Source organism: Achromobacter sp. MUI-25009338 (genome assembly GCF_057359325.1).
The window spans coordinates 1,529,875-1,555,217 of sequence record NZ_CM170627.1; the positions used below are offsets into that span (position 1 = coordinate 1,529,875).

Sequence of the window (25,343 nt, forward strand, 5' to 3'; positions counted from 1 at the left end):
ATCCTGCGGCGAACCTATCCATGACCACAGTATTCATTACGGGCGCAAGCAGCGGCCTGGGCCGCGCCCTGGCGCAACAGTATGCCGCCTCGGGCGCCACGCTCGGGCTGCTCGGGCGGCGCGAAGCGGCGCTGCAGGAGCTGGCCGCCAGCCTGCCGGGCGCGCATCGCTGTTACGCGGTGGACGTGCGCGACCGCCAGGCGCTGCACGCGGCGGCGCAGGATTTCATCGCGTTCTGCCGGGGGCGGGTGGACGTGGTGATCGCCAGCGCGGGCATCAGCGCGGGCACGCTGACCGAGCACGGCGAGGATTACGACGTGTTCAAGGCCATCGTGGACACCAATCTGCTGGCCACGGTGGCGACTTTCGAGCCCTTCATCGGGCCGATGCGCCAGGCCGGATCGGGCCGGCTGGTGGGTATCGCCAGCGTGGCGGGCGTGCGCGGACTGCCGGGCGCCGGCGCCTATAGCGCGTCGAAGTCGGCGGTGGTGACCTACTGCGAGAGCCTGCGGCTGGAACTGGCCGGCGACGGCATCCGGGTGGTGACGATCGCGCCCGGCTATATCAAGACGGCCATGACCGCCCACAATCCCTATTCCATGCCGTTTCTGATGGAGGCCGATGCGTTTGCGCGGCGGGCGCGGGCGGCGATCGACCGGGGCACGTCCTATACCGTGATTCCGTGGCAGATGGGGGTGGTGGCCAAGCTGATGCGGCTGCTGCCCAATGCGCTATATGACCGGCTGGCGCGCAATGCGCCGCGCAAGCCGCGTCAGCCACGTTGACGGCGCCTCAGGGCACTACGTCGTCGCCCACCTCGTCGGTCACGTGACCGACGTCGCCCCAGTCCAGGACCTGCCATTTGCGGCCGGCGACGCCGACGCGGTTGATGCTGACGTTCAGCAGCGCGGCGTCGCGCGGGGCGTTCAGGGGCACGCCGCTGGCGTGGCGCCAGATGATGTCGAGCACGCCGCCGTGGGTGAACATGAGGATGCGTTCGTCGTCGTGGCGGCTGGCGATGTCGTCGACGGTGAAGATGACGCGGGACTGGAACTGGCCCAGGGTTTCGCCGCCATCCAGCGGGCGTAGCGGGTCGCGGCTTTTCCAGGCGGCGGCCGCTTCGGGGGCCTGCACGTCGATGCGGTCGTGGTCCAGGCCTTCGAGCACGCCGAAGCCGCGTTCGCGGATGCCGGGCTCGATGCGCACGCGCAGGCCCAGCTGTTCGGATACGGGCACCGCCGTGGCGTGGGCGCGCTGCAGGTCGCTGCTGTAGATGGCGTGGATCGGGGTGCGGCGGGCCTCCTCGCGCATGCGGGCGGCGAGCAGGCTGGCCTGGTTGCGGCCGAATTCGTTGAGGGGGATGTCTTGCCAGCCTTGCAGGCGGCGCTGGCGGTTCCAGTCGGTTTCGCCGTGGCGGATGAACCAGATTTCAGTCATTACGGTATTGATCGGGGGATGAGGCCTGGACCTGGGGCGGCGCGATCTGCGTGCGCGGTTTCCAGATGGTTTGAATAATCGAGCTTAACGCGACCAGCGCGGGCTCGCTAGCGCGCTCGTGCGGCAGGATGAAAGCCAGGACCGCGTCGACCCGCGCCTGGCCCCAGACGATGAAGTCGCTGGAGGCCGCGCCGGCCAGGGCGTTCTCCTCGCGCAGCAGCGCGCAGCCGGCGCCGGCGCGCACCAGGGTGTCGAGGTTGGCCTGGTCGTCGTGCTGCATCACGACGCGCGGCGACAGGCCGTGGCGTTCGAACATGTCACGCAGCAGCAGGTGGGTGTGGCTGCCGGCCGGGCCGTCCAGCCAGGGCAGCTGCGCCACTTCCTTCCAGCCGCCGCGCTTGAGGGCGGCGGCGTGTTCCTGGGGCAGGGCGATGCGGTAGCGCACGCTGCGCAGCGGCTGCCACAGCACGCCGCGCGGCGGGTTGGCGGCGATGGTCAGCGCGGCCGGCAGGCGGCCGGTGCTGACCTGCTCGGCCAGGGCGGCGGCGGGCAGGGTCTGGGTCTTGAGCTCGACCAGCGGCAGGCGCTGGGTGACCGCCGAGGCCAGTTCGCCCAGGCGCAGGAAGTCGGGCCGCTCGCTGGGCACGCCCAGTTCGATCGCGCCGTGCAGGCTGCCTTGCAGCTGCTGGGCCTCGGACTTGAACTGGGCGCCCAGCACCAGCAGCGATTCCGCCGTGGGCAGCAGCACTTCGCCGGCCTTGGCCAGCGCCAGCCGGCCGCCGCTGCGGTCGAACAGCGCCACGCCCAGGCTTTGTTCCAGCGCCTTGATCTGGGCGGTGACGGCGGGCTGGGTCAGCGACAGCGCCTCGGCCGCCTTGGTCAGGTTGCCCAGCCGCGCGACCGTGACGAAAGCGCGTATCTGATAGATTTCCATGGCGGCGGACTCACGCCGCCAGCAAGCGTACCTGGGTGGGTTCCAGCCCTATCGATACGGGCGCGCCGACCGGGAAGGGCGACAGTCCGGCCAGGTGGGACTGGTCGGCGGTCAGGCGCTGCTCGCCGATCTGCACCTGGTAGCGGGTGAATTCGCCCAGGAATTCGCTGCTTTCCACGATGCCGGGCAGCCACACGTAGCGCGCGTCGCCCAGGCCGTCGGCCATTTCGATCTGCACCGTGTGCGGCCGGAAGCTGGCCGCCAGCCGCGAGGCCGCCGGCGCTTCGCCGGACAGCGGCAGGTGCAGGTCGCCCACGCCTTCGACGGCCAGCACCACGCTGGCGCTGGTGCGCTCGCGCACCTGGCCTTCGAGCACGTTCATGGTGCCGACGAAGTTGGCCACGAAGCGGTTCACCGGATAGTCGAACAGCGTGCTGGGCGCGCCGATCTGCTGCACCACGCCGTGGTCCAGCACCGCCATGCGGTCGGCGGTGGTCATGGCCTCTTCCTGGTCGTGGGTGACGAAGATGGTGGTGATGCCCAGCCGCCGCTGCAGGCTGAGCAGGTCCTGGCGCATCTGCACCCGCAGCTTCTTGTCCAGGTTGGACAGCGGCTCGTCCAGCAGCAGCACCTGCGGTTCGATGACAATGGTGCGGGCCAGCGCCACGCGCTGCTGCTGCCCGCCGGAGAGCTGGTTGGGGCGGCGCTTGGCGTACTGCGACAGGCCCACCAGGTCCAGGGCCGCCTCCACCTTGGCCTGGATCTCGGCGCGCGGCAGCTTGCGCTCGACCAGGCCGAAGGCCACGTTGTCCCACACCGTCATGTGCGGCCACAGCGCGTAGTTCTGGAACACCATGCCGATGTTGCGGTTCCACGGCGGCGTGGCGCTGATGTCCTTGCCGTCGACCAGCAGCTGCCCCGCGTTATGGCGGTTGAAGCCGGCGATCAGGCGCAGCAGCGTGGACTTGCCCGAGCCCGACGGGCCCAGCAGGGCGAAGAACTCGCCCGGCTCGATGCTGATGTTGACGTCCTTGAGCACTTCGGTCTTGCCATAGGACAGCCGGATATTGCGGCATTCGACGCTGACCTTCTTCATTCCGTTTCCCCTTCGTGGCGCGCCGGCCGCTGGCGCGTCTGCGCGCGCTCGACCAGCAGGTGCGAGATATAGGTGCCGATGGCGACCGCGGCGACGGCCAGGACGCCGAGCGCGGCGCCCGGGCCGCGGCCCGCGGCGCTCTGCATGTAAAGATAGATACCGTAGCTCATGGGCGCCTGGCTGTCTTTGGTCACCAGCATGATGGTGGCCGACAGTTCGACGGCCGCCGTCACGAAGCTGGTGACGAAGCCCGCCAGCATGCCGCCGGCCATCAGCGGCACCACTACGCGGCGTATCGTGCTCATGCGCGTGGCGCCCAGCGACTGCGCGGCTTCTTCCAGCGAGATGTTGATCTGCTGCAGCGAGGCCACGCAGGAACGCAGCGCGTAGGGCAGCCGGCGCACCGAGTACGCGATCATGATGATGATCCACGACGAGGTCAGCAAGGTGCCGGTGCCCGGCAGCTCGATGCCGCGGAAGGTGCGCAGAAAGCCGATGGCCAGCACGATGCCGGGAATCGCCAGCGCCGCCGAGGCCAGGAAGTCCAGCCACTGGCGCGCCGGCAGCCGGGTGCGCAGCATCAGGTAGGCGATGGCGGTGCCCAGGATCACGTCCACGCCGGCGGCCAGGCCGCAATAGAGCAGGGTGTTGGCGATCATGCCCTGGGATTCGGAGAACACCGCCGAATAGTGCGCCAGCGTATATCCGTCGGGCAGCGGCGCGAAGCTCCAGACGCTGGCCAGCGACAGCAGCAGCACGCCCATGTGCGGCGACAGCACCAGCAGCAGCACCAGCAGTATCCAGCCATAGGCCAGCACGCTTTCCGCGGGGCGCAGCTTGCGCTTGTGCAGCGAGTTGCCGCCCTTTTGCAGAGTGGAGTAGTCCTTGCCCTTGAGCACCCGCGCCGACAGCCACAGCGCCAGGATCGAGAAGCCGACCATGATGACGCTGATGACGTAGCCCAGCGGATCTTCCAGGCCCACCTGGGTGATGCGCAGATAGGCCTGCGGCGCCAGCATGTTGGTGGTGCCCAGCACCAGCGGCGTGCCCAGGTCGTCGAAGACTTTCACGAACACCAGCGAGGCGCCGGCCACGTAGCCGGGCAGCGCCAGCGGGAAGATCACGCGCCGGAACAGCCGGAAGCCGCGCGATCCCAGGTTGAGCGCGGCTTCTTCCATCGCGCCGTCGATGTTGCGCAGCGCCACCACCAGGTTCATCAGGATGAACGGGAAGTAGTGCAGCGCCTCCACGAAGATCACGCCGTTCAGCCCTTCCATGAAGGGCAGCGTGAAGCCGAACCAGTCCTGCAGCAGCAGGTTGACGCTGCCCGAGCGGCCGAAGATCAGCTGCATGGCGACCGCGCCGACGAAGGGGGGCATGATCAGCGGCAGCACGCCCAGCGTCTGGATCAGCAGCGCGCCGCGGAATTCGAAGCGCACCGTCAGGTAGGCCAGCGGCACCGCGATGAGCGAGGCCAGCAGGGCCGACCAGCCCGCCACGTACAGGCTGTTGAAGAACGCCTCCTGCATCAGGGGCTGATTGAAGAAGGCGCCGAAATGGCCCATCGTGAAGCTGCCGTCGGCGTTCACGAAGGCGCTGTAGAACACCGTGCCGACCGGAATGGCCAAAAACAGCAGCAAAAAGCCGAACACCAGGAGCGCCGTCAGCACAGGGCCGGCGTGCAGGCGCGAATGGCCCGAATAATCCATCGAGAATCCCGCAATCGTTGCTAATGCCCCGTCCGCGCGGACGGGGCGCCGGAAATCGGCCGGCGGGCCGGGCGCTGCCGCCCGCCGCCGGCCGCGGATACCGCTACGCCGCTACAGCGCGGCGGCCTGCCGGGCCAGCTTCACGGCTTCTTCGTAGTTGGCGCGGGCCTGCCCGTTCCACTCGCCTTCGAGCTGCGTGATCTGCTGGTTGACGGCGGCGTCTTTCTTGTTGCCGGCGAAGATGGCCAGGAAGGCCGGGTCCGATGCCTTTTTGCCGTCGACCAGCGGCGCCCAGGTCAGCTTGCGGGCCTGCTCCAGCAGCTCGGCGGCCTTGCCGCTCCTGGCCTTGTCGCCCAGCTTGGCCTCCGCGTCGTAAATGGCCTTGGTGGCCGCCTGCAGTTCCTTCAGGCGGAACGTGACGGTCTGGTCGTACAGCGACTGCACCACGTAGTAGCGCGTCTGCGACAGGTCGGCGTTGAACTGCACCTTGCTGCGCTTGGCGATTTCGGCCGGATCGGGATAGCCGGGCGGGATCTTGCCGGCCAGCGCGGAGTAGGGCAGCACCGGCAGGCGCGAGATCTTGGGCTGCAGCAGCAGCTCCTGGCCCGCCTGGCTGAGCGTGAAGGCGATGAACTTCTTGCCTTCCTCGGTGTTCTTGGCGCCCTCGATCAAGGCGATGTTGGCCGGCACGATGGCGGTCTCCGACGGGTAGACGAAGTCGACCGGGAACTTGGAGTACTTGCTGGACAGTCCGAAGAAGTCGATCACCGGGCCGGCGCCGAACTGCCCGTTGTTCACGCCGTCGGGCACGCCGAACGAGCGCTCGGTAATGGCGCTGCTGTTGCCCGACATGCGCAGCAGCGTGCGCCAGCCTTCGTCCCAGCCTTCGCCCTGCAGAATGGTCTCGACCGTCAGGTGCATGGTGCCCGAGCGCGACGGCGAGGTGATGCCGACGTGGCCGAACCACTGCGGCGCGAGCAGGTCCTTCCATTCGACCGGCGCGGGCAGCTTGTGCGCGGCGATGTAGCGCGTGTTGTAGATGATGCCGTAGCCGGCCAGCGCCTGGCCCAGGTACATGCCGGCGGGATCGTTGATGGGGTAGCTGCCGATCTTGTCCGGCACATCCTTGTTCGCCACATCGGACGACTTGGCCAGCAGCTTGTCGCGCCCCAGCACTTCGAACGCGTCGGGCGCGCTGGCCCAGAACACTTCGGGGCGCTGGCCCGCGGGCGTTTCGCGCACGTAGGCGATGCCCGATACCGTGTTCTTGTTCAGGATTTCCAGCGTGATGCCGGGGTTGGCCTTCTCGAACGCCGCCTTGTAGGCCTGGGTCAGGTCCTTGGGGAACGAAGTGATCACCGTCACCGTGCCGGCCAGGGCCGGCGCGGCACAGGCGGCCAGCAGCGCCCCTGCGAGGGCTGTGCGCATTGCGTGCATGGTTTGTCTCCGTGGTTTTAGATTTGTCCGGAGACAGTAATGTCAGCCCTGCGGCGAGTCCAATCAGAAATTTTGATGCGGCCCATCAGCGCGGGCGGCCGCGCCCGCTTGCGGATTACGCGGTGGCCGACACGCCGCCCTGCATCGCGCGGGCCTGCTGCGTCATCACCTGCGAGATCTGCGCCTGGATCTGCAGCGCCTGCGCGTTGAGCGCCTGCACCTGGCTTGCCTTCATTTCGGCCGACATGGCGCTGGCCTTGACCCGGGCGATCTGCTCCATGACGCGCTGCAGCTGTTTCTGCAATTCCTTGATCTGGCGGGTGTATTCGTCCTCGTTGTCGGTTTCCTCGGAGGCCTGCGCGCCGCCCACCGCCATCGCGCCCGGCTGGCTGACGCGGATCTTGCCGTCCTGCGCCGACACCGCGGCCGGCGCGTCCTGGCGGGCCCGGCTGGCCTGGATGCGCTCGGCCCACAGGTCGGTCAGGCTCTTGAGCCGGGAGGTGCCTTGGATGGAATCGATCGCCATGATTGCTCCTGTCGCCAGTCGGGATTTGGGGGTTTCCACCAATACGGCATCGCCGCGCGGAACTTAAACGTTGCGGGTGGTTCGCGGCCCCATTTACACTGGCGCCCGCTCGCAGTCTCCATCCTCCCTTCGAACCACTTTCCCGGGGCATCCATGTCCAATTCCTACTTTCCGCGCTGGCGCCTGGCCGACGACGCCGAGCCCGGCGTCATCATCGCGCCCGACGAAAGGCTGTCCTGGCCCAAGAACGTGGCCATGGGCGCCCAGCACGTCGTCGCCATGTTCGGGTCCACCGTGCTGGCGCCGCTGCTGATGGGCTTCGATCCCAACGTCGCCATCCTGATGTCGGGCATCGGAACGCTGATCTTCTTCCTGTTCGTCGGCGGCCGGGTGCCGAGCTACCTGGGTTCCAGCTTCGCCTTCATCGGCGGCGTGATCGCGGTCACCGGCTACGCCGGGGCCGGCCCCAACGCCAATATCGGCGTGGCGCTGGGCGCCATCATCGCCTGCGGCCTGGCCTATACGCTGATCGGCCTGCTGGTCTGGATCGCCAACTCGCGCGCGGGCGCGGGCGCGAACTGGATCGACACGCTGATGCCGCCGGTGGTCACGGGCGCGGTGGTCGCCGTGATCGGCCTGAACCTGGCGCCCATCGCCGCCAAGGGCGCGATGGGGGCCTCGGGCTTCGACACCGCGATGGCGCTGGTCACCGTCCTCTGCGTCGGCGGCATCGCGGTCTATACCAAGGGCATGGTGCAGCGCCTGCTCATCCTGGTGGGCATGATCCTGGCCTGCGTGGTGTACGGCGTCTTCGCCAACGGCCTGGGCCTGGGCAAGCCGATAGACTTTTCGGCGGTGTCCGCGGCCGCCTGGTTCGGCCTGCCGCAGTTCGCCGCGCCCGTGTTCAAGGCCGAGGCCATGGGCCTGATCGTGCCGGTCGCCATCATCCTGGTGGCGGAAAACCTCGGCCACGTGAAGGCGGTCAGCGCCATGACCGGGCAGGACCTGGACCGCTACCTGGGCCGCGCCTTCGTGGGCGACGGGGTCGCCACCATGGTGTCGGGCGCGGTGGGCGGCACCGGCGTCACCACCTACGCCGAGAACATCGGCGTCATGGCCGTGACCCGCATCTATTCCACCCTGGTCTTCGTGGTGGCCGCCCTGATCGCCATCGTGCTGGGCTTCTCGCCCAAGTTCGGCGCGCTGATCCAGACCATCCCCGCGCCGGTGCTGGGCGGCATGTCGGTGGTGGTGTTCGGCCTGATCGCCATCGCCGGCGCCCGCATCTGGGTGGTCAACCAGGTGGACTTCAGCGACAACCGCAACCTCATCGTGGCCGCGGTCACGCTGGTGCTGGGGGCGGGCGACTTCACCGTCAAGCTGGGCACCTTCACCCTCGGCGGCATCGGCACCGCCACCTTCGGCGCCATCATCCTGTACGCGCTGCTGCGCCGCCGGAAGACCTAGACGGGCACCAGCCGGGCGGTCGGCGTCACGTCGATCGCCTGGCCCGACAATGTCTTGAACACCGCGGTGGCCTCGGCCAGGCGCCGCGTCTGGTCCTCCATCGCTGCGGCGGCGGCGGAGGCTTCCTGCACCAGCGCCGCGTTCTGGTGGGTGACCTCGTCCATCTGCGCGATCGCCAGGCCGACCTGGTCGATGCCGCTGGCCTGCTGGGCCGAGGCGGCGGAGATCTCGCCCATGAGGCAGGCCACCCGCTGCACCGAACCCACGATTTCCTGCATGGTCCGTCCGGCGGCCTCGACCTGGGCCGAGCCGGCGCTCACCGTGGCCACCGAGGCCTCGATCAGGGCCTTGATCTCCTTGGCCGCCAGCGCGGCGCGCTGGGCCAGCGTGCGGACCTCGCCGGCGACCACCGCGAAACCCTTACCCTGCTCGCCGGCGCGGGCCGCCTCCACCGCCGCGTTCAGCGCCAGGATGTTGGTCTGGAACGCGATGCCGTCTATCACCGAGACGATGTCGGAGATCTTGCGCGAGCTGGCCGAGATGTCCTGCATGGTGGATACCACCCGGCCCACGCTCTGGCCGCCGCGTTCGGCCACGTCCATGCTGTCCATCACCAGCTGGTTGGCCTGGGCGGCGCTCTGCGCGTTCTGCTTGACGGTCGCCGCCAGCTCTTCCATGGTGGTGGCGGTTTCCTGCAGCGCCGACGCCTGCTGCTCGGTGCGCACCGACAGGTGGGCATTGCCGGCCGCGATCTCGGCGGCGCGCGCGTTGATTTCCTCGACCCCCTTGCGCACCGCGGTCACCGTGCGGGTCAGGCCTTCCTGCATGCGCCTGAGCGCGGCGTAGAGGCAGCCGATCTCGTTGTCGGAACGGCTGTGCACGCGCGTCGTCAGGTCGCCGGCCGCGATGCGGTCGAAATAGCCGCCGGCCTGCCGCAGCGGCCGCAGCACCGAAAAGCGGATGAAGAGCCAGCACAGCACCGTCAGCAGCACCCCGATGGCGACCAGCGCGGTGGCCGATATCTGCGCGGTGGAGTAGGTGCGCTGGGAACTGGCCAGCACGCCGCCGCTGCGTTCGGCGGTCCATGCCAGGAACGCCTGCATGTCCTGGGTGAAGCCGGTGTCGGCCCGCTGCGCCCATGCCTTGTCTTCCTGGTACTTGGCGGGCAGGCGTTCGCGCACGTCCGCCCTCAGCGCGTCGAGCGCCGCGCCGTACTCCGAGAAGCGGCCCTGCACCGCCTGCGCCAGGGCCTGGTCGCGCCCGCTCCTGGGCACGTCGATATAGCGGGCGAAGCGCTCGCGCGCCAGCGCCAGGTGCTCCATGGCCTGCTGCTCGGCCTGCCCGGCCTGGTCCTCGGCGCCCACCCGTTGGGCTGTCATGGCGCTGCTCAGCGCCAGCCGCGTGCGCAGCAGGGCGGCCTCGGCCTGATACAACGGGTCGACCTGGTCGACCGCGACGTGGTTCAAGTCCCGGATCTCGGCGACGCTGCGCTGGGCGTTGGTCCAGCCCAGGCCGTTGGCCAGGGTCAGGACGATCACGAAGCTGCCCAGCACCAGCAGCATTCCGGTGCGGACCGTCAAATTTTCAAGCATGGGTGTTTCTCCTTCCTCAGTGCATTGCGCGGCGCCCGGCGGCGGGCCGGGCCGTCCGCGACGGCGGGGCGGGCGGGCCGCGCATGGCGCCCGCCGCTACCTACATCGGAAGTGACAGGGATGGCTGCGGCCGGCCGAGGCGGGCGCACAGAAAAAGAACCGATCCGGACCCATATGTATGAATTTGTTAATAATTCGACAATTTGTATTTTTAAACCGATTCAGCTGTCTTTTTCCAGTCGTTTTTCCCGTCGGCCGCCGCATCCGCCATGTTTTGGGCCGGCATGCGCGGCCGGTTTGCGTTTGCGCAAGGACATTGGAAAAAAATCACGTTTTCGGACGGTTACGGCATCGAAATCCGCCGAAAACGACGGTTTCTCCGCCGGCTTGCAATTCCGGTGGACTTTGCCCACAATATGACCTTGATTGCCCCGGTTCCGACCCGAGCCGGGGTTTTGTTTTGGTCGTTTGCCGCGCCGCCGTCAAGAAGTCCCGACGGCACGGGCGCGCGTTTTGCGGCCTTCACCGAGAACGCTCCTTCGGGGCGTTTTCTTCTTTTGTTTGGGAAACGACATGTCTGCCATTCCTTTGACCGTGCGCGGGGCCGAGCGCTTGCAAGAAGAGCTCCAGCGGCTGAAAACCGTGGAACGTCCCGCCGTGATTAACGCTATCGCCGAGGCGCGTGCCCAGGGCGATCTGTCGGAAAACGCCGAGTACGACGCAGCTCGCGAGCGCCAAGGCTTTATCGAGGGCCGGATTGCTGAGCTTGAAGGCACGCTTTCCAATGCCCATCTGATCGACCCCACCGCCCTCGAGGCCGAAGGTCGCGCCGTATTCGGCGCAACCGTCGAGATCGAGGACCTGGATTCGGGCGATCGCGTGACGTACCAGATCGTCGGCGACGTCGAAGCCGACATCAAGGCGAACCTGATCTCCGTGTCGAGCCCGGTGGCCCGCGCGCTGATCGGCAAGAGCGAAGGCGACGTGGTCGAGGTCAAGGCCCCGGCTGGCGTTCGCGAGTATGAAGTGTTGGGCGTGCGTTACATCTGACGCCGCAGTAGTTAGCAGGAAACCATCAAAACACCATAGTCAGCGCCGTGCTGTACGCATGGATTCCGCGGTTCGATGCGGGCAGCTATGGTGGGCCGGGCGCGTAAAGCGCCCGTTTTTGTGCCTGCGTTCAGCGTTTCGCCGTACGGCGGCTGGTGCCGCTACGGGCTCCGGCCCGCAGGCTGAGCGCGCTGCCGGCGCGGCGCGGAATGCCGTGGCCGCTGGCCGAGGCCTTCTTGGTGCTGGGACGCATGGGTTTGCCGTTCTTGTTGAGCTGATCGGCCGGAACGAAGCGCGTCTTGGGCTTGGGTTCCTCGGATTCGCTGCGGCGCGGGCGCTTGGCCAGGGTCTTGCCTTCGGCGGCCAGCTTCTTGGGCGTATGCGGCTCGGAGGCGCGGCGCTTGGCGGGACGTTCGGGTTCCTGGGCGGCCAGGGCGGCGGGCTTGATATTGCCGGCCAGCGGGCGGAACAGGATCAGGGTCTTGCCGAGGTGGTGGACCGGGGCGCACGACAGCGTGTCGCAGATGGTCGACAGCATGGCGTCGCGGGCCTCGCGGTCCTCGCCGCCGGCGCGCACCTTGATGAGGCCGTGCGAAGTCAGCGCGAGGTCGATTTCCTTGAGCACGGCTTCGGTCAGGCCATTGTCGCCGATCAGGACGACGGGGCGCAGAGGGTGAGCGGCGGACCGAAGGTCGCTGCGCTCACGAGAGGTAAGTTCTAATATAGGCATGCGTGGAATTGTACGGTAATGGCCAAGAATAAATTCTCCAAAGACTGGATTCACCAGCACATCAACGATCCCTATGTGAAGCTGGCGCAACAGAAGGGCTACCGGGCCCGCGCCGCCTTCAAATTGATCGAGATCCTGGAAACCGAAAAACTGATGCGCCGCGGCGACCTGGTCGTGGACCTGGGTTCGGCCCCGGGCAGCTGGTCGCAGGTGGCGCGCGAGCGCCTGGCGGGGCCGGGCGGCGTGGTCGACGGGCGCATCATCGCGCTGGACCTGCTGCCGATGGAGCCGGTGGCGGGGGTCGAATTCATCCAGGGCGACTTCCGCGAGGATGACGTTTTGAAACAATTGGAAGACCTGGTCGGACCGCACGCGGTGGACCTTGTTATTTCCGACATGGCCCCCAACTTGTCAGGCGTGGGGAGCGCCGATTCGGCGCGTATCCAGCACGTGTGCGAACTGGCGATGGAATTCGCCTGCTCCCATCTCAAGCCCAACGGGGCGCTGATCGTCAAGGCCTTCCACGGCAGCGGCTTTTCGCAGATCGTGCAGTCCTACAAGCAGCGCTTCAAGCGGGTGGTCGAACGCAAGCCGAAGGCGTCCCGGGACAAGTCCTCTGAAACCTTTCTGGTTGCGCGCGATCTGAAATAACCCGGCCTGGCCGGACCCCGGAAAACCCATCGCCCGCCGAGACTACGACCGAGAAAATCCACTAATCAGACGAAACCAACAGAGTCCCGCGCCACGTCAGGACGCAAAATGCCTGACAGGTTAGAATGGGCCATTGACATACTTGTGACTGTGCCATATGCGGGTGCGCGGTCGCCGGTCGGAATCGAATGCAGGAGATCGACCTTGAATAATTCATTTTCGAAAGTCGCTGTCTGGATGGTGATAGCCCTGGTGCTGTTCACCGTCTTCAAACAGTTCGACGGACGCACACAGACACAGGATGGCGTGACCTACACGCAGTTCATGGACGACGCCAAGGCGGGACGCATCCGCAAGGTCGACGTCCAGGGCGACGTGCTGTACGTCACGCCCGACGCGGGCCGCGCCTACACCCTGACTTCGCCCGGCGACCTCTGGATGGTCTCCGATCTGCTGAAGTACGGCGTGCAGGTCTCCGGCAAGCCGCGCGAAGAGCAATCGCTGCTGATGAGCATCTTCGTCTCGTGGTTCCCCATGCTGCTGCTGATCGGCGTATGGGTGTTCTTCATGCGGCAGATGCAGGGTGGCGGCCGGGGCGGGGCATTCAGCTTCGGCAAATCGCGCGCCCGCATGCTCGACGAAAACACCAACCAGATCACCTTCGCGGACGTCGCCGGCTGCGACGAGGCCAAGGAAGACGTCCAGGAACTGGTCGACTTCCTGCGCGACCCCAGCAAGTTCCAGAAGCTGGGCGGACGCATCCCGCGCGGCGTGCTGATGGTCGGCTCGCCCGGCACCGGCAAGACGCTGCTGGCCAAGGCCATCGCCGGCGAAGCCAAGGTGCCGTTCTTCAGCATCTCGGGTTCGGACTTCGTTGAAATGTTCGTCGGCGTGGGCGCGGCCCGCGTGCGCGACATGTTCGAGAACGCCAAGAAGCACGCGCCCTGCATCATCTTCATCGACGAAATCGATGCGGTGGGCCGCCAGCGCGGCGCCGGCCTGGGCGGCGGCAACGACGAACGCGAACAGACCCTGAACCAGATGCTGGTGGAAATGGACGGCTTCGAATCCGGCCAGGGCGTCATCGTGATCGCCGCCACCAACCGTCCGGACGTGCTCGACCCGGCGCTGCTGCGTCCGGGCCGCTTCGACCGCCAGGTCGTGGTGCCGCTGCCCGACATCCGCGGTCGCGAGCAGATCCTCAAGGTCCACATGCGCAAGGTCCCGCTGTCGCCCAACGTCGACGCCACCGTCCTGGCGCGCGGCACGCCGGGCTTCTCGGGCGCCGACCTGGCCAACCTGGTCAACGAGGCCGCGCTGTTCGCCGCTCGCCGCAATGGCCGCACGGTGGACATGTCCGACTTCGAAAAGGCCAAGGACAAGATCATCATGGGCGCCGAGCGCCGCTCCATCGTCATGCCCGAAGAGGAGCGCAAGAACACCGCGTACCACGAGTCCGGCCACGCCATCGTCGCGCGCATGCTGCCCAAGACCGACCCGGTCCACAAGGTCACCATCATCCCGCGCGGCCGCGCGCTGGGCGTGACCATGCAGCTGCCCGAGACCGACCGCTACAGCATGGACAAGGGCCGCCTGCTCTCGACCATCGCCGTGCTGTTCGGCGGCCGCATCGCCGAAGAACTCTTCATGGACCAGATGACGACGGGCGCCTCGAACGACTTCGAACGCGCCACCGCCATCGCCCGCGACATCGTCACGCGCTACGGCATGACCGACGAGCTGGGTCCCATGGTCTATGCCGAGAACGAAGGCGAGGTCTTCCTGGGCCGCAGCGTCACCAAGACCACCCACATGTCCGAAGCCACCATGCAGAAGGTGGACACCGAGATCCGCCGCATCATCGACGAGCAGTACGGCGTCGCGCGCAAGATCCTGGAAGACAACCGTGACAAGGTCGAGGCCATGACCGCCGCGCTGCTCGAATGGGAAACCATCGACGCCGACCAGATCGACGACATCATCGAGGGCCGTCCTCCGCGTCCCCCGAAGACCCCCTCGGGGCCGTCGGACACCTCCGACACGCCCCCCACCGGCCTGGCCGCCGGCGGCAACACGGCAGCTGCCGTCTGAGGGCTTTCGTCCTGAGTTATGGCAAATAACTTCCTTTGCGGGCGCTTCGAGTTCGATCTCGAGCGCCCGCTTGTCATGGGTATCGTCAACGTCACGCCGGACTCCTTTTCCGACGGCGGCCAGCACGACGATACCGATTCCGCGGTGGCGCACGCGCGCCAGCTGATCGCAGAAGGCGCCCAGATCCTGGACCTGGGCGGCGAATCCACGCGCCCCGGGGCCGATCCGGTCTCGGCCGACGACGAACTGGCCCGGCTGCTGCCGGTGATCGAGGCGCTGCGCGACTGCGGCGTGCCGCTGTCGATCGACACGTTCAAGCCCGAAGTCATGCGCGCGGTGCTGGACGCGGGCGCGGACATGATCAACGACATCTATGGCTTTCGCCAGCCCGGCGCCGTCGAGGCGGTGGCGCAATCGCGCTGCGGGCTGTGCGTGATGCACATGAAGGGCGAACCCCGCACCATGCAGGCAAGCCCGCCCGAATACTCCGACCTGATCGGCGAAATCGGGATTTTTCTGGGGGCGCGCGCGCACAAGCTGCGCGCGGCCTGGGTCGACCCCCGCCGCATCGTGCTCGATCCCGGCTTCGGCTTCGGCAAGACCGGCGACCAGAACTTTCAACTGCTGCGCCGGCTCTCCGGTCTGCGCAGCATCGGCTATCCATTGCTGATCGGCCTGTCGCGCAAATCCATGATCGGCCAGGCCACTGGCCGGCCGGTGGACGACAGGTTGCCCGGCAGCATCGCCGCGGCGCTGGCCTGCGTGGCGCGGGGCGCTTCCATCGTGCGGGTGCACGATGTGGCCGCCACCGTGGACGCGCTCAAGGTATGGCACGCGGCAGAACAAGGAGCACTCACTTCATGATTCGACGCAAATATTTCGGCACCGACGGCGTGCGCGGCGAGGTAGGCGGCCCGGTGGTCAACGCGGAATTCGCGCTGCGCCTGGGCTACGCGGCAGGCCGGGTGCTGGCGCGCGAGCACGCCGTGCGCGGCGGCAGCCGCCCGCAGGTCGTGATCGGCAAGGACACCCGGATCTCCGGCTACATGCTGGAATCCGCGCTCGAAGCCGGCCTGTCGGCCGCGGGCATCGACGTGCTGCTGGCCGGCCCGGTGCCGACGCCGGCCGTGGCGTACCTGACCCGCGCCCTGCGCCTGGTGGCCGGCATCGTCATCAGCGCCTCGCACAACCCCTACCACGACAACGGCATCAAGTTCTTCTCGGCCCAGGGCATGAAGCTGCCCGACGACATCGAGGCCGACATCGAGGCCGCGCTCGACGAGCCGCTGGGCTGTGTGGCCTCCGAAGCGCTGGGACGCGCGCGCCGCATGGGCGACGCGCAGGGCCGCTACATCGAATTCTGCAAGAGCACCTTCCCCAACGACCTGGATCTCAACGGGATGACCATCGTGGTCGACGCCGCCCACGGCGCCGCCTACAACATCGCTCCCCACGTGTTCCGCGAGCTGGGCGCCGAGGTCCACGCCATCGGCGTGCACCCCGACGGCTTCAACATCAACAAGGGCGTGGGCGCGCTGCATCCCGAACTGCTGGCCAAGGAAGTCAAGGCGCGCGGCGCCCACCTGGGCATCGCGCTCGACGGCGACGCCGACCGCCTGCAGATGGTCGACGGCGACGGCCGCATCTATAACGGCGACGAGCTCATGTACGCCATCGTCCGCGAGCGCATGCAGCGCGGCAAGGTCGACGGCGTGGTCGGCACGCTGATGACCAACTTCGGCTTCGAGCGCGAAATGCAGCGCCTGGGCGTGGGTTTCGAGCGCGCCAACGTGGGCGACCGCTACGTGCTGGAGCAGATGCAGGCGCGCGGCTGGCTCTACGGCGGCGAAAGCTCCGGCCACCTGCTGTGCCTGGACTGCCATTCCACCGGCGACGGCATCGTCGCCGCGCTCCAGGTCCTGACCGCGCTGCGCCGCAACTCGGTCGGGCTGGCGCAGTGGGTCAGTGACCTGCGCATGTATCCCCAGAAAATGATCAACGTGCCGCTGGCGCCCGGCCTGGACTGGAAAACCCACGCCGGCCTGAGCGCGGCGCGCAAGGCGGTCGAGGCGGAACTGAACGGCCGCGGCCGCATCCTCATCCGCGCCTCGGGCACCGAGCCCAAGCTGCGCCTGATGGTCGAGGCCGAGGACGAGGCGCTGGCCGTCTCCTGCGCCGAGAAACTTGCCGCCAGTCTGGGATAAGCGCTTTCCTGATCCGGATCAATTCAGACGAAAACCAAGGCCACCCGGCATATGGCGGGTGGCCTTTGCCATACTCAAACGGCATATATTTGTAAAGAATTGTCGAGATCTGCCTAAAGTGTATGGATCTGCAGCGAACTAAACTTCATAGTCACGTAACATATTGGTCAAGTCTTTGACATACAGGGCGTCCACACTGGCTGGACTCTCTAGGAGCTTCCCGCAATGCTGGAATTAGCACGCATCAACCCGACCCGTAATGCTGCAGAGCCTTGGACCGGTGCCGCCGCCAAGGTGCTGGTGGTGGGCTTGGCGCGCACCGCTGAAGAAATCGAGCAGATTCAACGCCTGCGCTACGACGTCTTCACCGAGGACATGGGCGCGGTGTTCCCCGACGCCCAGGACGGCGTCGAGCACGACCGTTTCGACCCCTATTGCGAACACCTCATGGTCCGCGAGCTGGATACGGGCCGGGTGGTGGGCACCTACCGCATCATGACGCCCGAAAAGGCGCGCGAGGCGGGCGGTTACTACTCGGAGTCCGAGTTCGACCTCTCCGGCCTGGGCCCGATCCGCGATGAACTGGTCGAAGTCGGCCGCTCTTGCACCCATGCCGACTACCGCGGCGGCGGCGTCATCATGCTGCTGTGGTCCGGCCTGGCGGAATACCTGCGCCGCGGCGGTTACGAATACGTGCTGGGCTGCGCCAGCGTCAGCCTGCGCGATGACGGCGTCACCGCCGCCGAGGTCTGGCGCACCATCGCCAAGCACCTGCCGCAAGACGGCGAGCCGCGCGTCAAGCCGCTGCACCGCTATCCCGTCGAAAAGCTCAACAGCACCTTGCCGGCGCGCGTGCCGCCGCTGATCAAGGGCTACCTGAAGCTGGGCGCCAAGGTCTGCGGCGAACCCGCCTGGGACCCGGATTTCAACGCGGCCGACTTCCCGGTCCTGCTCAAGATGGGCCGCATGGACGAGCGCTACCGCCGCCATTTCGGCCTGGACCAGCCGGCCCTCGCCACCGAGCGCTGATCGCCATGCACCGCGTCCGCCGCCTTTTCCGCCGAATGACGATCAGGCTGGTGAGGCGGGTGACGCGGCCCCTGCGCATGGAATTGAAGCGGCTGGAGCGCGAAACCAACCTGTCCCCGTTCTAGTGTTCTGCCCAACCGCGGGCAGGACACGGGCTGCCTAGAATTCCAGCAGCTCGAACGAAAACCCCACCTTGTTCCATTCGGCCTCTTCGGCGCGCAGCGTGAAGTCGCTCAAGGGGTGCTGGGCCAGCCATTCGCGGTTGACCCGCACCACGATGGAGTTGTCGCGCACCGACGCCGTCAGCGGCAGCGGCTCGATCTCGTTGCGGCGGCGGAACAGCAGCACCGCCAGGCGCAGGCTCAGGATGGCCTTCCATTGCGGCCGCGAGCGCACAAGCGGCTCCAGCTTGGTCAGCTTGCCCTGGTGGCCCAGCGCCAACAGCGCCAGCAACTGTTGGTCGGCGCGCGAAAAGCCCGGCATGTCGGCGTTTTCCAGCACGTAGGCGGTGTGCTTGTGATACGCGTTGTGGGCGATCGACAGGCCCACTTCGTGCAGGTCGGCCGCCCAGCCCAGCGCCGGGCGCAATTCGGCGCGCTCCTGGCCGTCCGGGAACAGCGCGTCGAACAGGGTCAGCGCCGCCTGGCGCACCCGGCGGGCCTGGTTCAGGTCCACGTGGTAGCGCTTCATGAACTGGCGCACCGACTCGTCGCGCTTGTCGTGCTCGTCGTCGCGGCCCAGCAGGTCGTACAGCACGCCCAGGCGCAGCGCGCCGTCGCCGGTGTGCATGACTTCGATGCCCAGTTCGTCGAACAGCGCGCTCATGATGGCCAGGCCGCCCGGCAGCACGTCGGCGCGCTCGATCTTGATGCCCGGCAACTCGGACGGAATCACCCGACCCGAGCGCACGATGCGGTCTTTCAGCTTGGTCAGCCCCGCGCGCGTGATGCCGCGGTCGGAAAAACGGCTTTCGGTCAGGATGGCGAACAGCGCTTTGGCCGTGCCCGAGGACCCGTAGGCCTCCTTCCAGCCCATCTTGCGGTACTGCTTGGCGATGACCTCGATCTCGCGCCGCGCGGCCAGCTCGGCCTGCTTCATCTGGTGCGCGTCGACCACGCCGTCCGAAAAGAACTGCCGGCTGTAGCTGACGCAGCCCATATAGAGCGAGGACATCAGCGAGGGTTCGTGCCCCTTGCCGATGATGACCTCGGTGGAGCCGCCGCCGATGTCGATGACCAGGCGCTTGTTGGGCGAGGGGGGCAGGGTGTGGACCACCCCGGAGAAGATCAGGCGGGCCTCTTCGCGCCCGGCGATGACTTCGATGGGAAAGCCCAGCGCGGCCTCGGCCCGGGGCAGGAAGTCGCGGGTATTGCGCGCCACGCGGAAGGTGTTGGTGGCGACGGCGCGCACGCGGTTGGGGTGGAAGCTGCGCAGGCGGTCGCCGAAGCGCTCCAGCACGGCGATGGCCCGGTCGATGGCGTCGTCGCCGAGCCGCTTTTCGGCGTCCAGGCCGGCCGCGAGCCGGACGGTTTCCTTGAGGCGATCGATCTGATAGATCTGGAGCGTACCGTCCTGCTGAACGATGCGCCCGATTGAGAGGCGGAAACTGTTGGACCCGAGGTCCACCGCGGCCAGAAGTTGATCCATGCGGCTCGTGAAATATAGGCTGTGAGGTGGTCCGATTATAGAGACCCCATATGACAGCGCCCCGCGGCGCGGATTTTTTCTTACGGAACAGGGGCTTGGACGTGTCGGCGGCTTATCTATGTGTCCCGGTTTTGGCGTACGCTACGCTTTTAGCGTGGTGTCATGGAACCGTCACTTTTTTGCAGTAAAACTCCACGTCCCCCCTACGTATGGAATCCGGTATGCCCTCACGCCCTCCCGCCGAGCCCCTGCTCATGAACCGCGAGCTGTCGCTGCTGAAGTTCAACGAACGCGTGCTGGCGATGGCGGAGGACCCCAAGACGCCCCTGCTGGAACGGTTGCGCTACGTCTGCATCGTCAGTTCCAACCTGGACGAGTTCTTCGAAATCCGGATTTCCAGCCTCAAAGAGCAGCAGCGCCAGTCGCCGAACCTGGTGGGGCCGGACGGCATGACGCCGGACGAGGCCTTCGAGCACGTGCAGCAGGCCGTCCACGAGCTGGTCGGCCGCCAGTACAACCTGCTCAATGACCAGATCCTGCCGGCCATGCACGCCGAGGGGATCACGCTGCACCATGCCTCCGAATGGAACGCGCAGCAGCAGGAGTGGGCGCGCGAAGTGTTCAACCGCGACGTGATGCCGCTTCTGACCCCCATCGGGCTGGACCCGGCGCACCCGTTTCCGCGCGTCTACAACAAAAGCCTGAACTTCATCGTCTCGCTCTCGGGCGCGGACGCCTTCGGGCGCCAGGCCTCCATCGCCGTGGTGCAGGCCCCGCGGGCGCTGCCGCGCCTGATCAAGATGCCGCAGGAGCTGTCCGGCTATCCGGAAGGCTACATCCTGCTGACCTCGTTGCTGCGGGCCTTCGTCGGCGAGCTGTTTCCGGGCCTGGAGATGCTGGGCTGCTATCAGTGGCGGGTCACGCGCAACAGCGACCTGTTCGTCGACGAGGAAGAAGTCACCAACCTGCGCCATGCCCTGCAGGGCGAACTGTCGCAGCGCAATTTCGGCGCCGCCGTGCGCCTGGAGATCGACAAGCTCACCCCGGTCGAGCTCGAAACCTTTCTGCAGCGCGAGTTCTCGCTCAAGCCCGAGGACACCTACCGCGTGCCCGGCCCGGTCAACCTGTCGCGCCTGATGCAGCTGTGCAACTCCGACTCGCGGCCCGACCTGCTGTTTCCGGAATACCGCGCGCCCGTGCCGGCGCCGTTCGACCGGGTCGGCGACAAGCCCTCCGAACTGTTCGAGGCCGTCGCCCAGCAGGACCGGCTCCTGCACCATCCCTACCAGTCGTTCCAGCCGGTCATCGACTTCCTCACCGCCGCCGCGCTCGACCCCGACGTGATGGCCATCAAGCAGACCATCTACCGCACCGGCGAGGACTCCGAGCTGATGAAGATCCTGCTGGCCGCGGCCCGCGCCGGCAAGGAAGTGACGGTGGTGGTGGAGCTGATGGCGCGCTTCGACGAGCAGACCAACATCAACTGGGCCTCCAAGCTCGAAGAGGTGGGCGCCCACGTGGTCTACGGCGTGGTGGCGCACAAGACCCACGCCAAGATGGCCGTGGTCCTGCGCCGCGAGAAAGGGCGGCTGCGCCGCTACGCCCACCTGGGCACCGGCAACTACCATCCGCGCACCGCCCGCCTGTACACCGATTTCGGCCTGCTGACCGCCGATCCGCGCCTGTGCGAGGACATGGACAAGGTCTTCGCGCAGCTGACCGGCCTGGGCGCGCGGCGCGCGCTCAAGGCGCTGATGCAGTCGCCCTTCACCATGCACGACGGCATGGTCGCCCTGATCCGCGCCGAGGCGCGCGCCGCCAAGGCCGGCAAGCGCGCCCGCATCATGGCCAAGATGAACTCGCTGCTGGAAGAGCAGATCATCGAGGAACTCTACAAGGCGGGCCAGGCCGGCGTGAAGATCGACCTCATCGTGCGCGGCGTATGCGCGCTGCGCGCCGGTGTGCCCGGCCTGTCCGAGAACATCCGGGTGCGCTCCATCGTTGGCCGATTCCTCGAACACTCGCGGGTTTTCTATTTCTTCGCCGAAGGCCAGGAAACGGTCTACCTGTCCTCGGCCGACTGGATGGACCGCAATTTCTTCCGCCGCGTGGAAATCGCGTTCCCGATCTACGACAAGGCCCTGAAAAAGCGCGTCATCGACGAGGCCTTCACCTACGCCCTGCGCGACAACCAGCTGGCCTGGCAGCAGCAAGCCGACGGCGACTACGCCCGAGTCAAAAGCCGCCGCGAGCCCTTCAATCTGCATCAGTACCTGATGCAGAAACTGGGCGTGTAACCCCCAGCGCGCCGCCCCGAAGCGCGCCGGCGCCCCAAACCCGGGCCGTCCCCAAGACCGCCCCCGCGCACGGCTCGATCTCGAGGCACCCTCGTCAACGCCCATCCAGGCCGGGCGGATCCGGCTCCGCCGGTCCGCTCCGGCGCCCCCCTGGGGGGGAGGCGCGCAGCGCCTCGGGGGGGGGATCATGACTGTCACTATCCTGTCATGTTGGGCTTCTAAGATGCGGGGGTCGCTGAAAGACGGGCAGTAACAAGCCTGCCAGACTCCTCCAACGAGCACAGAAGGAACCCAGATGTTCAAACGTGTCTTCAAGCAAGTTTCCCTGGGCGTCGCGCTGAGCGCCGCCGTCTTCGCCGTCCAGGCCGCCGACGTGACCGGCGCCGGCGCATCGTTCCCGTACCCGATCTACGCCAAGTGGGCGTCCGACTACAAGGCCGCCACCAATAACGCGGTCAACTACCAGTCCATCGGTTCCGGCGGCGGCCAGCAGCAGATCATCGCCAAGACCGTGGACTTCGGCGCCTCGGACGACCCCATGAAGGCGGCCGACCTGGAAAAGAACGGCCTGCTGCAGTTCCCGGCCGTCATCGGCGGCACCGTGGCCGTGGTCAACATCGACGGCGTGAAGCCGGGCGAACTGAAGCTGTCGGGCAAGGTCCTGGCCGACATCTTCCTGGGCAAGGTCAAGAAGTGGGACGACGCCGCCATCAAGGCGCTGAACCCCGACCTCAAGCTGCCGTCGGCCGACATCATCGTCGTGCACCGTTCGGACGGCTCGGGCACCACCTTCGGCTGGACCAACTACCTGTCCAAGGTGTCGCCTGACTGGAAGTCGCAGGTCGGCGAGGGCAAGGCCGTCAAGTGGCCGGTGGGCCAGGGCGGCAAGGGCAACGAAGGCGTGGCCGCCTACGTCGGCCAGCTGAAGAACTCGATCGGCTACGTCGAATACGCCTACGCCAAGCAGAACAAGCTGGCCTGGACCCAGCTGCAGAACAAGGACGGCAAGTTCGTCCAGCCCGAGCAAAAAGCCTTCGCCGCCGCGGCCGCCAACGCCGACTGGAAGAGCGCGCCGGGCATGGGCGTGGTGCTGACCGACGAGCCGGGCGCCGAATCGTGGCCCGTCACCGCCGCCACCTTCATCCTGGTCCACAAGACCCAGGACAAGCCGGTGCAGGGCAAGGCCGTGCTGGACTTCTTCGACTGGGCCTTCAAGAACGGCGCCAAGTCGGCCGAAGCGATGGACTACGTGCCGCTGCCGGAAGCCGTCACCAAGGAAATCCGCGCCGCCTGGGGCGAAGTCAAGACCGCCGACGGCAAGCCCGTCTGGAAGTAAACGGGCGACCGCAGGATGGGTGTAGCGCGAGATCCCATAATCAGGAACTCCGCTCCCCGCCGCGCGTAAGCCATCAGGACCGCCCCGAAATTCCCCAACAGGAATCCCGGGGCGGTCCGCCGTAAACCCCTAGTTTCTCCCTCAGCTTTCCAAGGAAAGTCCATCCATGAGCGCGGTAATGGATAATAGTGTGCCGCTTCCGCCCAGCGTGGCGGACTCCGTGACTACCGGCACGCCTTCGCCTATGAAGCAAAACAACAACGCGCTGATGGATGCGCTATTCAAGAACCTGACGCGCCTGTTCGCCTTTCTGGTGTTCATCCTGCTGGCGGCGATCATGGTCTCCCTGATCTACGGCAGCCGCGAGTCGCTGGCCAAGTACGGCCTGTCGTTCCTGTGGCTCAACGACTGGGACCCCGTCAACCAGAACTACGGCGCCGTGGTGCCCATCATCGGCACGCTGCTGACCTCGGCCATCGCGCTCATCATCGCCGTGCCCGTGTCGTTCGGCATCGCCATCTTCCTGACCGAACTGTCGCCGACCTGGCTGCGCCGCCCGCTGGGCACCGCGGTCGAAATGCTGGCGGCCATCCCCTCCATCATCTATGGCATGTGGGGCCTGTTCGTATTTGTCCCTGTTTTTCAGCAGTACGTGCAGCCGTTTCTTATCGCCACCCTGGGCGAACTGCCCGTGATCGGCGGCATCTTCGCCGGCCCGCCGTTCGGCATCGGCATCTTCACGGCGGGCCTGATCCTCTCGATCATGATTATCCCGTTCATCGCCGCGGTCATGCGCGACGTGTTCGAACTGGTGCCCACCATGCTCAAGGAATCGGCCTACGGCCTGGGCAGCACCACCTGGGAAGTCATGTGGCGCGTCGTGCTGCCTTTCACCAAATCCGGCGTCATCGGCGGCATCATGCTGGGCCTGGGACGCGCGCTGGGCGAGACCATGGCCGTGACCTTCGTCATCGGCAACGCATTCAAGTGGTCCGGCTCGCTGTTCTCCCCCGGTAACTCCATCGCCTCGGCCCTGGCCAATGAATTCAACGAAGCCGGCGGCATCCAGAAGTCCGCGCTGCTGGAACTGGGCCTGATCCTGTTCCTGATCACGACGATCGTGCTGGCCCTGGCCAAGATGCTGCTGGTGCGCCTGTCGGCCAACGAAGGCAAGAAAACCTGACGCGCCGCGAGCACAAGGAAAACATCATGGCTGTATCCGTACTCAACATGCAGAACGGCATCTATCGCCGGCGCCGCGTGGTCAATCGCGTGATGCTCACCATCTCGCTGGGCACGCTGACCTTCGGGCTGTTCTGGCTGTTCTGGATCATTCTGACCCTGCTGACCAAGGGCGCGCCGGCGCTGTCGCTGGCGCTCTTCACCGAAATCACGCCGCCGCCCGGACAGGCCGGCGGCCTGGTCAACGCCATCTTCGGCAGCATCGCCATGGCCGGCGTGGGCACGCTGATCGGCACGCCCGTCGGCATCCTGGCCGGCACCTACCTGGCCGAATACGGCCAGCGCGGCTGGCTGGCGCCGGCCACGCGCTTCCTGAACGACGTGCTGCTGTCGGCCCCGTCCATCATCATCGGTCTCTTCATCTACGCCGTGTACGTGGCGCAGGTGGGCCATTACTCCGGCTGGGCCGGCTCGCTGGCGCTGTCCATCCTGGTGATTCCGGTGGTGGTGCGCACCACCGACAACATGCTGCTGCTGGTGCCCAACAGCCTGCGCGAGGCCGCGGCCGCGCTTGGCTGTCCCAAGTGGCGCATGATCACCCTGGTGTGCTATCGCGCCGCCAAGACCGGCATCATCACCGGCGTGCTGCTGGCCATCGCCCGCATCTCGGGCGAGACCGCGCCGCTGCTGTTCACCGCGCTGTCCAACCAGTTCATGTCCTTCAACATGAACGGGCCGATGGCCAACCTGCCGGTCGTCATCTACCAATACGCCGCCAGCCCCTTCAAGGACTGGAACGACCTGGCCTGGGCCGGGGCCACGCTGATCACGCTGCTGGTGCTGGGCATCAACATCATTGCCCGCAACATGTTCCGCAAGTAAAGATCGCCATGCCGGCGCGCGGCGCGCGCCGGCGGCAAGGGAAACC

General features: G+C 66.9%; 21 protein-coding genes. 12 read left to right on the forward strand and 9 right to left on the reverse strand.

Annotation, left to right across the window (positions count from 1 at the left end; all coding sequences use genetic code 11):
- The first annotated feature begins 20 nt into the window (after nucleotides 1-20).
- Nucleotides 21-785, forward strand: coding sequence for an SDR family oxidoreductase (locus tag AC1IQ6_RS07260; RefSeq protein ID WP_485866064.1), 765 nt, complete (start codon nucleotides 21-23; stop codon nucleotides 783-785).
- A 7-nt stretch (nucleotides 786-792) separates the two neighbouring features.
- Here the strand turns inward: AC1IQ6_RS07260 and AC1IQ6_RS07265 are convergent, their stop codons facing one another.
- The 6 genes from AC1IQ6_RS07265 to AC1IQ6_RS07290 form a co-directional block, all read right to left on the reverse strand.
- Nucleotides 793-1,437 carry a histidine phosphatase family protein gene (locus AC1IQ6_RS07265; protein WP_485866065.1) on the reverse strand — a complete coding sequence of 215 codons (645 nt, stop codon included), beginning with the start codon at nucleotides 1,435-1,437 and terminating at the stop codon, nucleotides 793-795.
- Nucleotides 1,430-2,371, reverse strand: coding sequence for a LysR family transcriptional regulator (locus tag AC1IQ6_RS07270; protein ID WP_102773575.1), 942 nt, complete (start codon nucleotides 2,369-2,371; stop codon nucleotides 1,430-1,432). Before AC1IQ6_RS07270 ends, AC1IQ6_RS07265 begins: the two co-directional genes overlap by 8 nt.
- A 10-nt stretch (nucleotides 2,372-2,381) precedes the next feature.
- Nucleotides 2,382-3,467 (reverse strand): ABC transporter ATP-binding protein, encoded by a 1,086-nt coding sequence (locus AC1IQ6_RS07275; protein WP_102773574.1) that lies wholly within the window; start codon nucleotides 3,465-3,467, stop codon nucleotides 2,382-2,384.
- Nucleotides 3,464-5,176 (reverse strand): ABC transporter permease, encoded by a 1,713-nt coding sequence (locus tag AC1IQ6_RS07280; RefSeq protein ID WP_111825603.1) that lies wholly within the window; start codon nucleotides 5,174-5,176, stop codon nucleotides 3,464-3,466. Before AC1IQ6_RS07280 ends, AC1IQ6_RS07275 begins: the two co-directional genes overlap by 4 nt.
- Nucleotides 5,177-5,287: 111 nt before the next feature.
- Nucleotides 5,288-6,613 (reverse strand): ABC transporter substrate-binding protein, encoded by a 1,326-nt coding sequence (locus AC1IQ6_RS07285; protein ID WP_102773572.1) that lies wholly within the window; start codon nucleotides 6,611-6,613, stop codon nucleotides 5,288-5,290.
- A gap of 115 nt (nucleotides 6,614-6,728) precedes the next feature.
- Nucleotides 6,729-7,139 (reverse strand): FlxA-like family protein, encoded by a 411-nt coding sequence (locus AC1IQ6_RS07290; protein WP_102773571.1) that lies wholly within the window; start codon nucleotides 7,137-7,139, stop codon nucleotides 6,729-6,731.
- A 153-nt stretch (nucleotides 7,140-7,292) separates the two neighbouring features.
- Between AC1IQ6_RS07290 and AC1IQ6_RS07295 the strand changes: the two genes are divergently transcribed.
- Complete coding sequence (locus AC1IQ6_RS07295; RefSeq protein WP_111825602.1) at nucleotides 7,293-8,606, forward strand: solute carrier family 23 protein; 1,314 nt, start codon at nucleotides 7,293-7,295, stop codon at nucleotides 8,604-8,606.
- On the opposite strand, the gene AC1IQ6_RS07300 is transcribed toward AC1IQ6_RS07295, so the two are convergent.
- On the reverse strand, nucleotides 8,603-10,198 hold the full coding sequence (locus AC1IQ6_RS07300) for a methyl-accepting chemotaxis protein (RefSeq protein WP_485866066.1): 1,596 nt from the start codon (nucleotides 10,196-10,198) through the stop codon (nucleotides 8,603-8,605). The genes AC1IQ6_RS07295 and AC1IQ6_RS07300 overlap by 4 nt on opposite strands.
- 573 nt (nucleotides 10,199-10,771) lie before the next feature.
- Between AC1IQ6_RS07300 and greA the strand changes: the two genes are divergently transcribed.
- Nucleotides 10,772-11,248: a transcription elongation factor GreA gene (gene greA / locus AC1IQ6_RS07305; protein WP_102773568.1), complete on the forward strand. Its 477-nt coding sequence runs from the start codon at nucleotides 10,772-10,774 to the stop codon at nucleotides 11,246-11,248.
- 130 nt (nucleotides 11,249-11,378) lie between these two features.
- Here greA and AC1IQ6_RS07310 read toward each other — a convergent pair whose 3' ends face one another.
- Nucleotides 11,379-11,978, reverse strand: coding sequence for a YhbY family RNA-binding protein (locus AC1IQ6_RS07310; protein WP_102773567.1), 600 nt, complete (start codon nucleotides 11,976-11,978; stop codon nucleotides 11,379-11,381).
- 18 nt (nucleotides 11,979-11,996) lie between these two features.
- On the opposite strand from AC1IQ6_RS07310, the gene AC1IQ6_RS07315 reads away from it, so the two are divergent.
- From AC1IQ6_RS07315 to AC1IQ6_RS07335, 5 genes are all read left to right on the forward strand, one after another.
- Nucleotides 11,997-12,629 carry an RlmE family RNA methyltransferase gene (locus AC1IQ6_RS07315; protein ID WP_485866067.1) on the forward strand — a complete coding sequence of 211 codons (633 nt, stop codon included), beginning with the start codon at nucleotides 11,997-11,999 and terminating at the stop codon, nucleotides 12,627-12,629.
- A 204-nt stretch (nucleotides 12,630-12,833) separates the two neighbouring features.
- Complete coding sequence (ftsH, locus tag AC1IQ6_RS07320; RefSeq protein WP_102773565.1) at nucleotides 12,834-14,720, forward strand: ATP-dependent zinc metalloprotease FtsH; 1,887 nt, start codon at nucleotides 12,834-12,836, stop codon at nucleotides 14,718-14,720.
- 18 nt (nucleotides 14,721-14,738) lie between these two features.
- Nucleotides 14,739-15,584, forward strand: a complete 846-nt coding sequence (folP, locus tag AC1IQ6_RS07325) for a dihydropteroate synthase (protein WP_102773564.1) — start codon at nucleotides 14,739-14,741, stop codon at nucleotides 15,582-15,584.
- A complete protein-coding gene (glmM, locus tag AC1IQ6_RS07330) occupies nucleotides 15,581-16,924 on the forward strand; it encodes a phosphoglucosamine mutase (protein ID WP_102773563.1) in 1,344 nt (447 codons plus the stop codon). Before folP ends, glmM begins: the two co-directional genes overlap by 4 nt.
- Before the next feature lie 225 nt (nucleotides 16,925-17,149).
- Nucleotides 17,150-17,953 (forward strand): GNAT family N-acetyltransferase, encoded by an 804-nt coding sequence (locus AC1IQ6_RS07335; RefSeq protein ID WP_102773562.1) that lies wholly within the window; start codon nucleotides 17,150-17,152, stop codon nucleotides 17,951-17,953.
- Nucleotides 17,954-18,112: 159 nt separating this feature from the next.
- Here the strand turns inward: AC1IQ6_RS07335 and ppx are convergent, their stop codons facing one another.
- On the reverse strand, nucleotides 18,113-19,600 hold the full coding sequence (gene ppx / locus AC1IQ6_RS07340; RefSeq protein ID WP_102773561.1) for an exopolyphosphatase: 1,488 nt from the start codon (nucleotides 19,598-19,600) through the stop codon (nucleotides 18,113-18,115).
- A gap of 221 nt (nucleotides 19,601-19,821) precedes the next feature.
- Between ppx and ppk1 the strand changes: the two genes are divergently transcribed.
- The 4 genes from ppk1 (at nucleotide 19,822) to pstA (ending at nucleotide 25,297) form a co-directional block, all read left to right on the forward strand.
- Nucleotides 19,822-21,897: a polyphosphate kinase 1 gene (ppk1, locus tag AC1IQ6_RS07345; protein WP_485866068.1), complete on the forward strand. Its 2,076-nt coding sequence runs from the start codon at nucleotides 19,822-19,824 to the stop codon at nucleotides 21,895-21,897.
- Between the two features lie 295 nt (nucleotides 21,898-22,192).
- Entirely contained in the window at nucleotides 22,193-23,233 is a 1,041-nt protein-coding gene (gene pstS / locus AC1IQ6_RS07350; RefSeq protein ID WP_102773559.1) for a phosphate ABC transporter substrate-binding protein PstS, read from the forward strand.
- 166 nt (nucleotides 23,234-23,399) lie between these two features.
- Nucleotides 23,400-24,416, forward strand: a complete 1,017-nt coding sequence (pstC, locus tag AC1IQ6_RS07355; RefSeq protein ID WP_102773558.1) for a phosphate ABC transporter permease subunit PstC — start codon at nucleotides 23,400-23,402, stop codon at nucleotides 24,414-24,416.
- A 26-nt stretch (nucleotides 24,417-24,442) separates the two neighbouring features.
- Nucleotides 24,443-25,297: a phosphate ABC transporter permease PstA gene (pstA, locus tag AC1IQ6_RS07360; protein ID WP_102773557.1), complete on the forward strand. Its 855-nt coding sequence runs from the start codon at nucleotides 24,443-24,445 to the stop codon at nucleotides 25,295-25,297.
- Nucleotides 25,298-25,343: the final 46 nt, after the last annotated feature.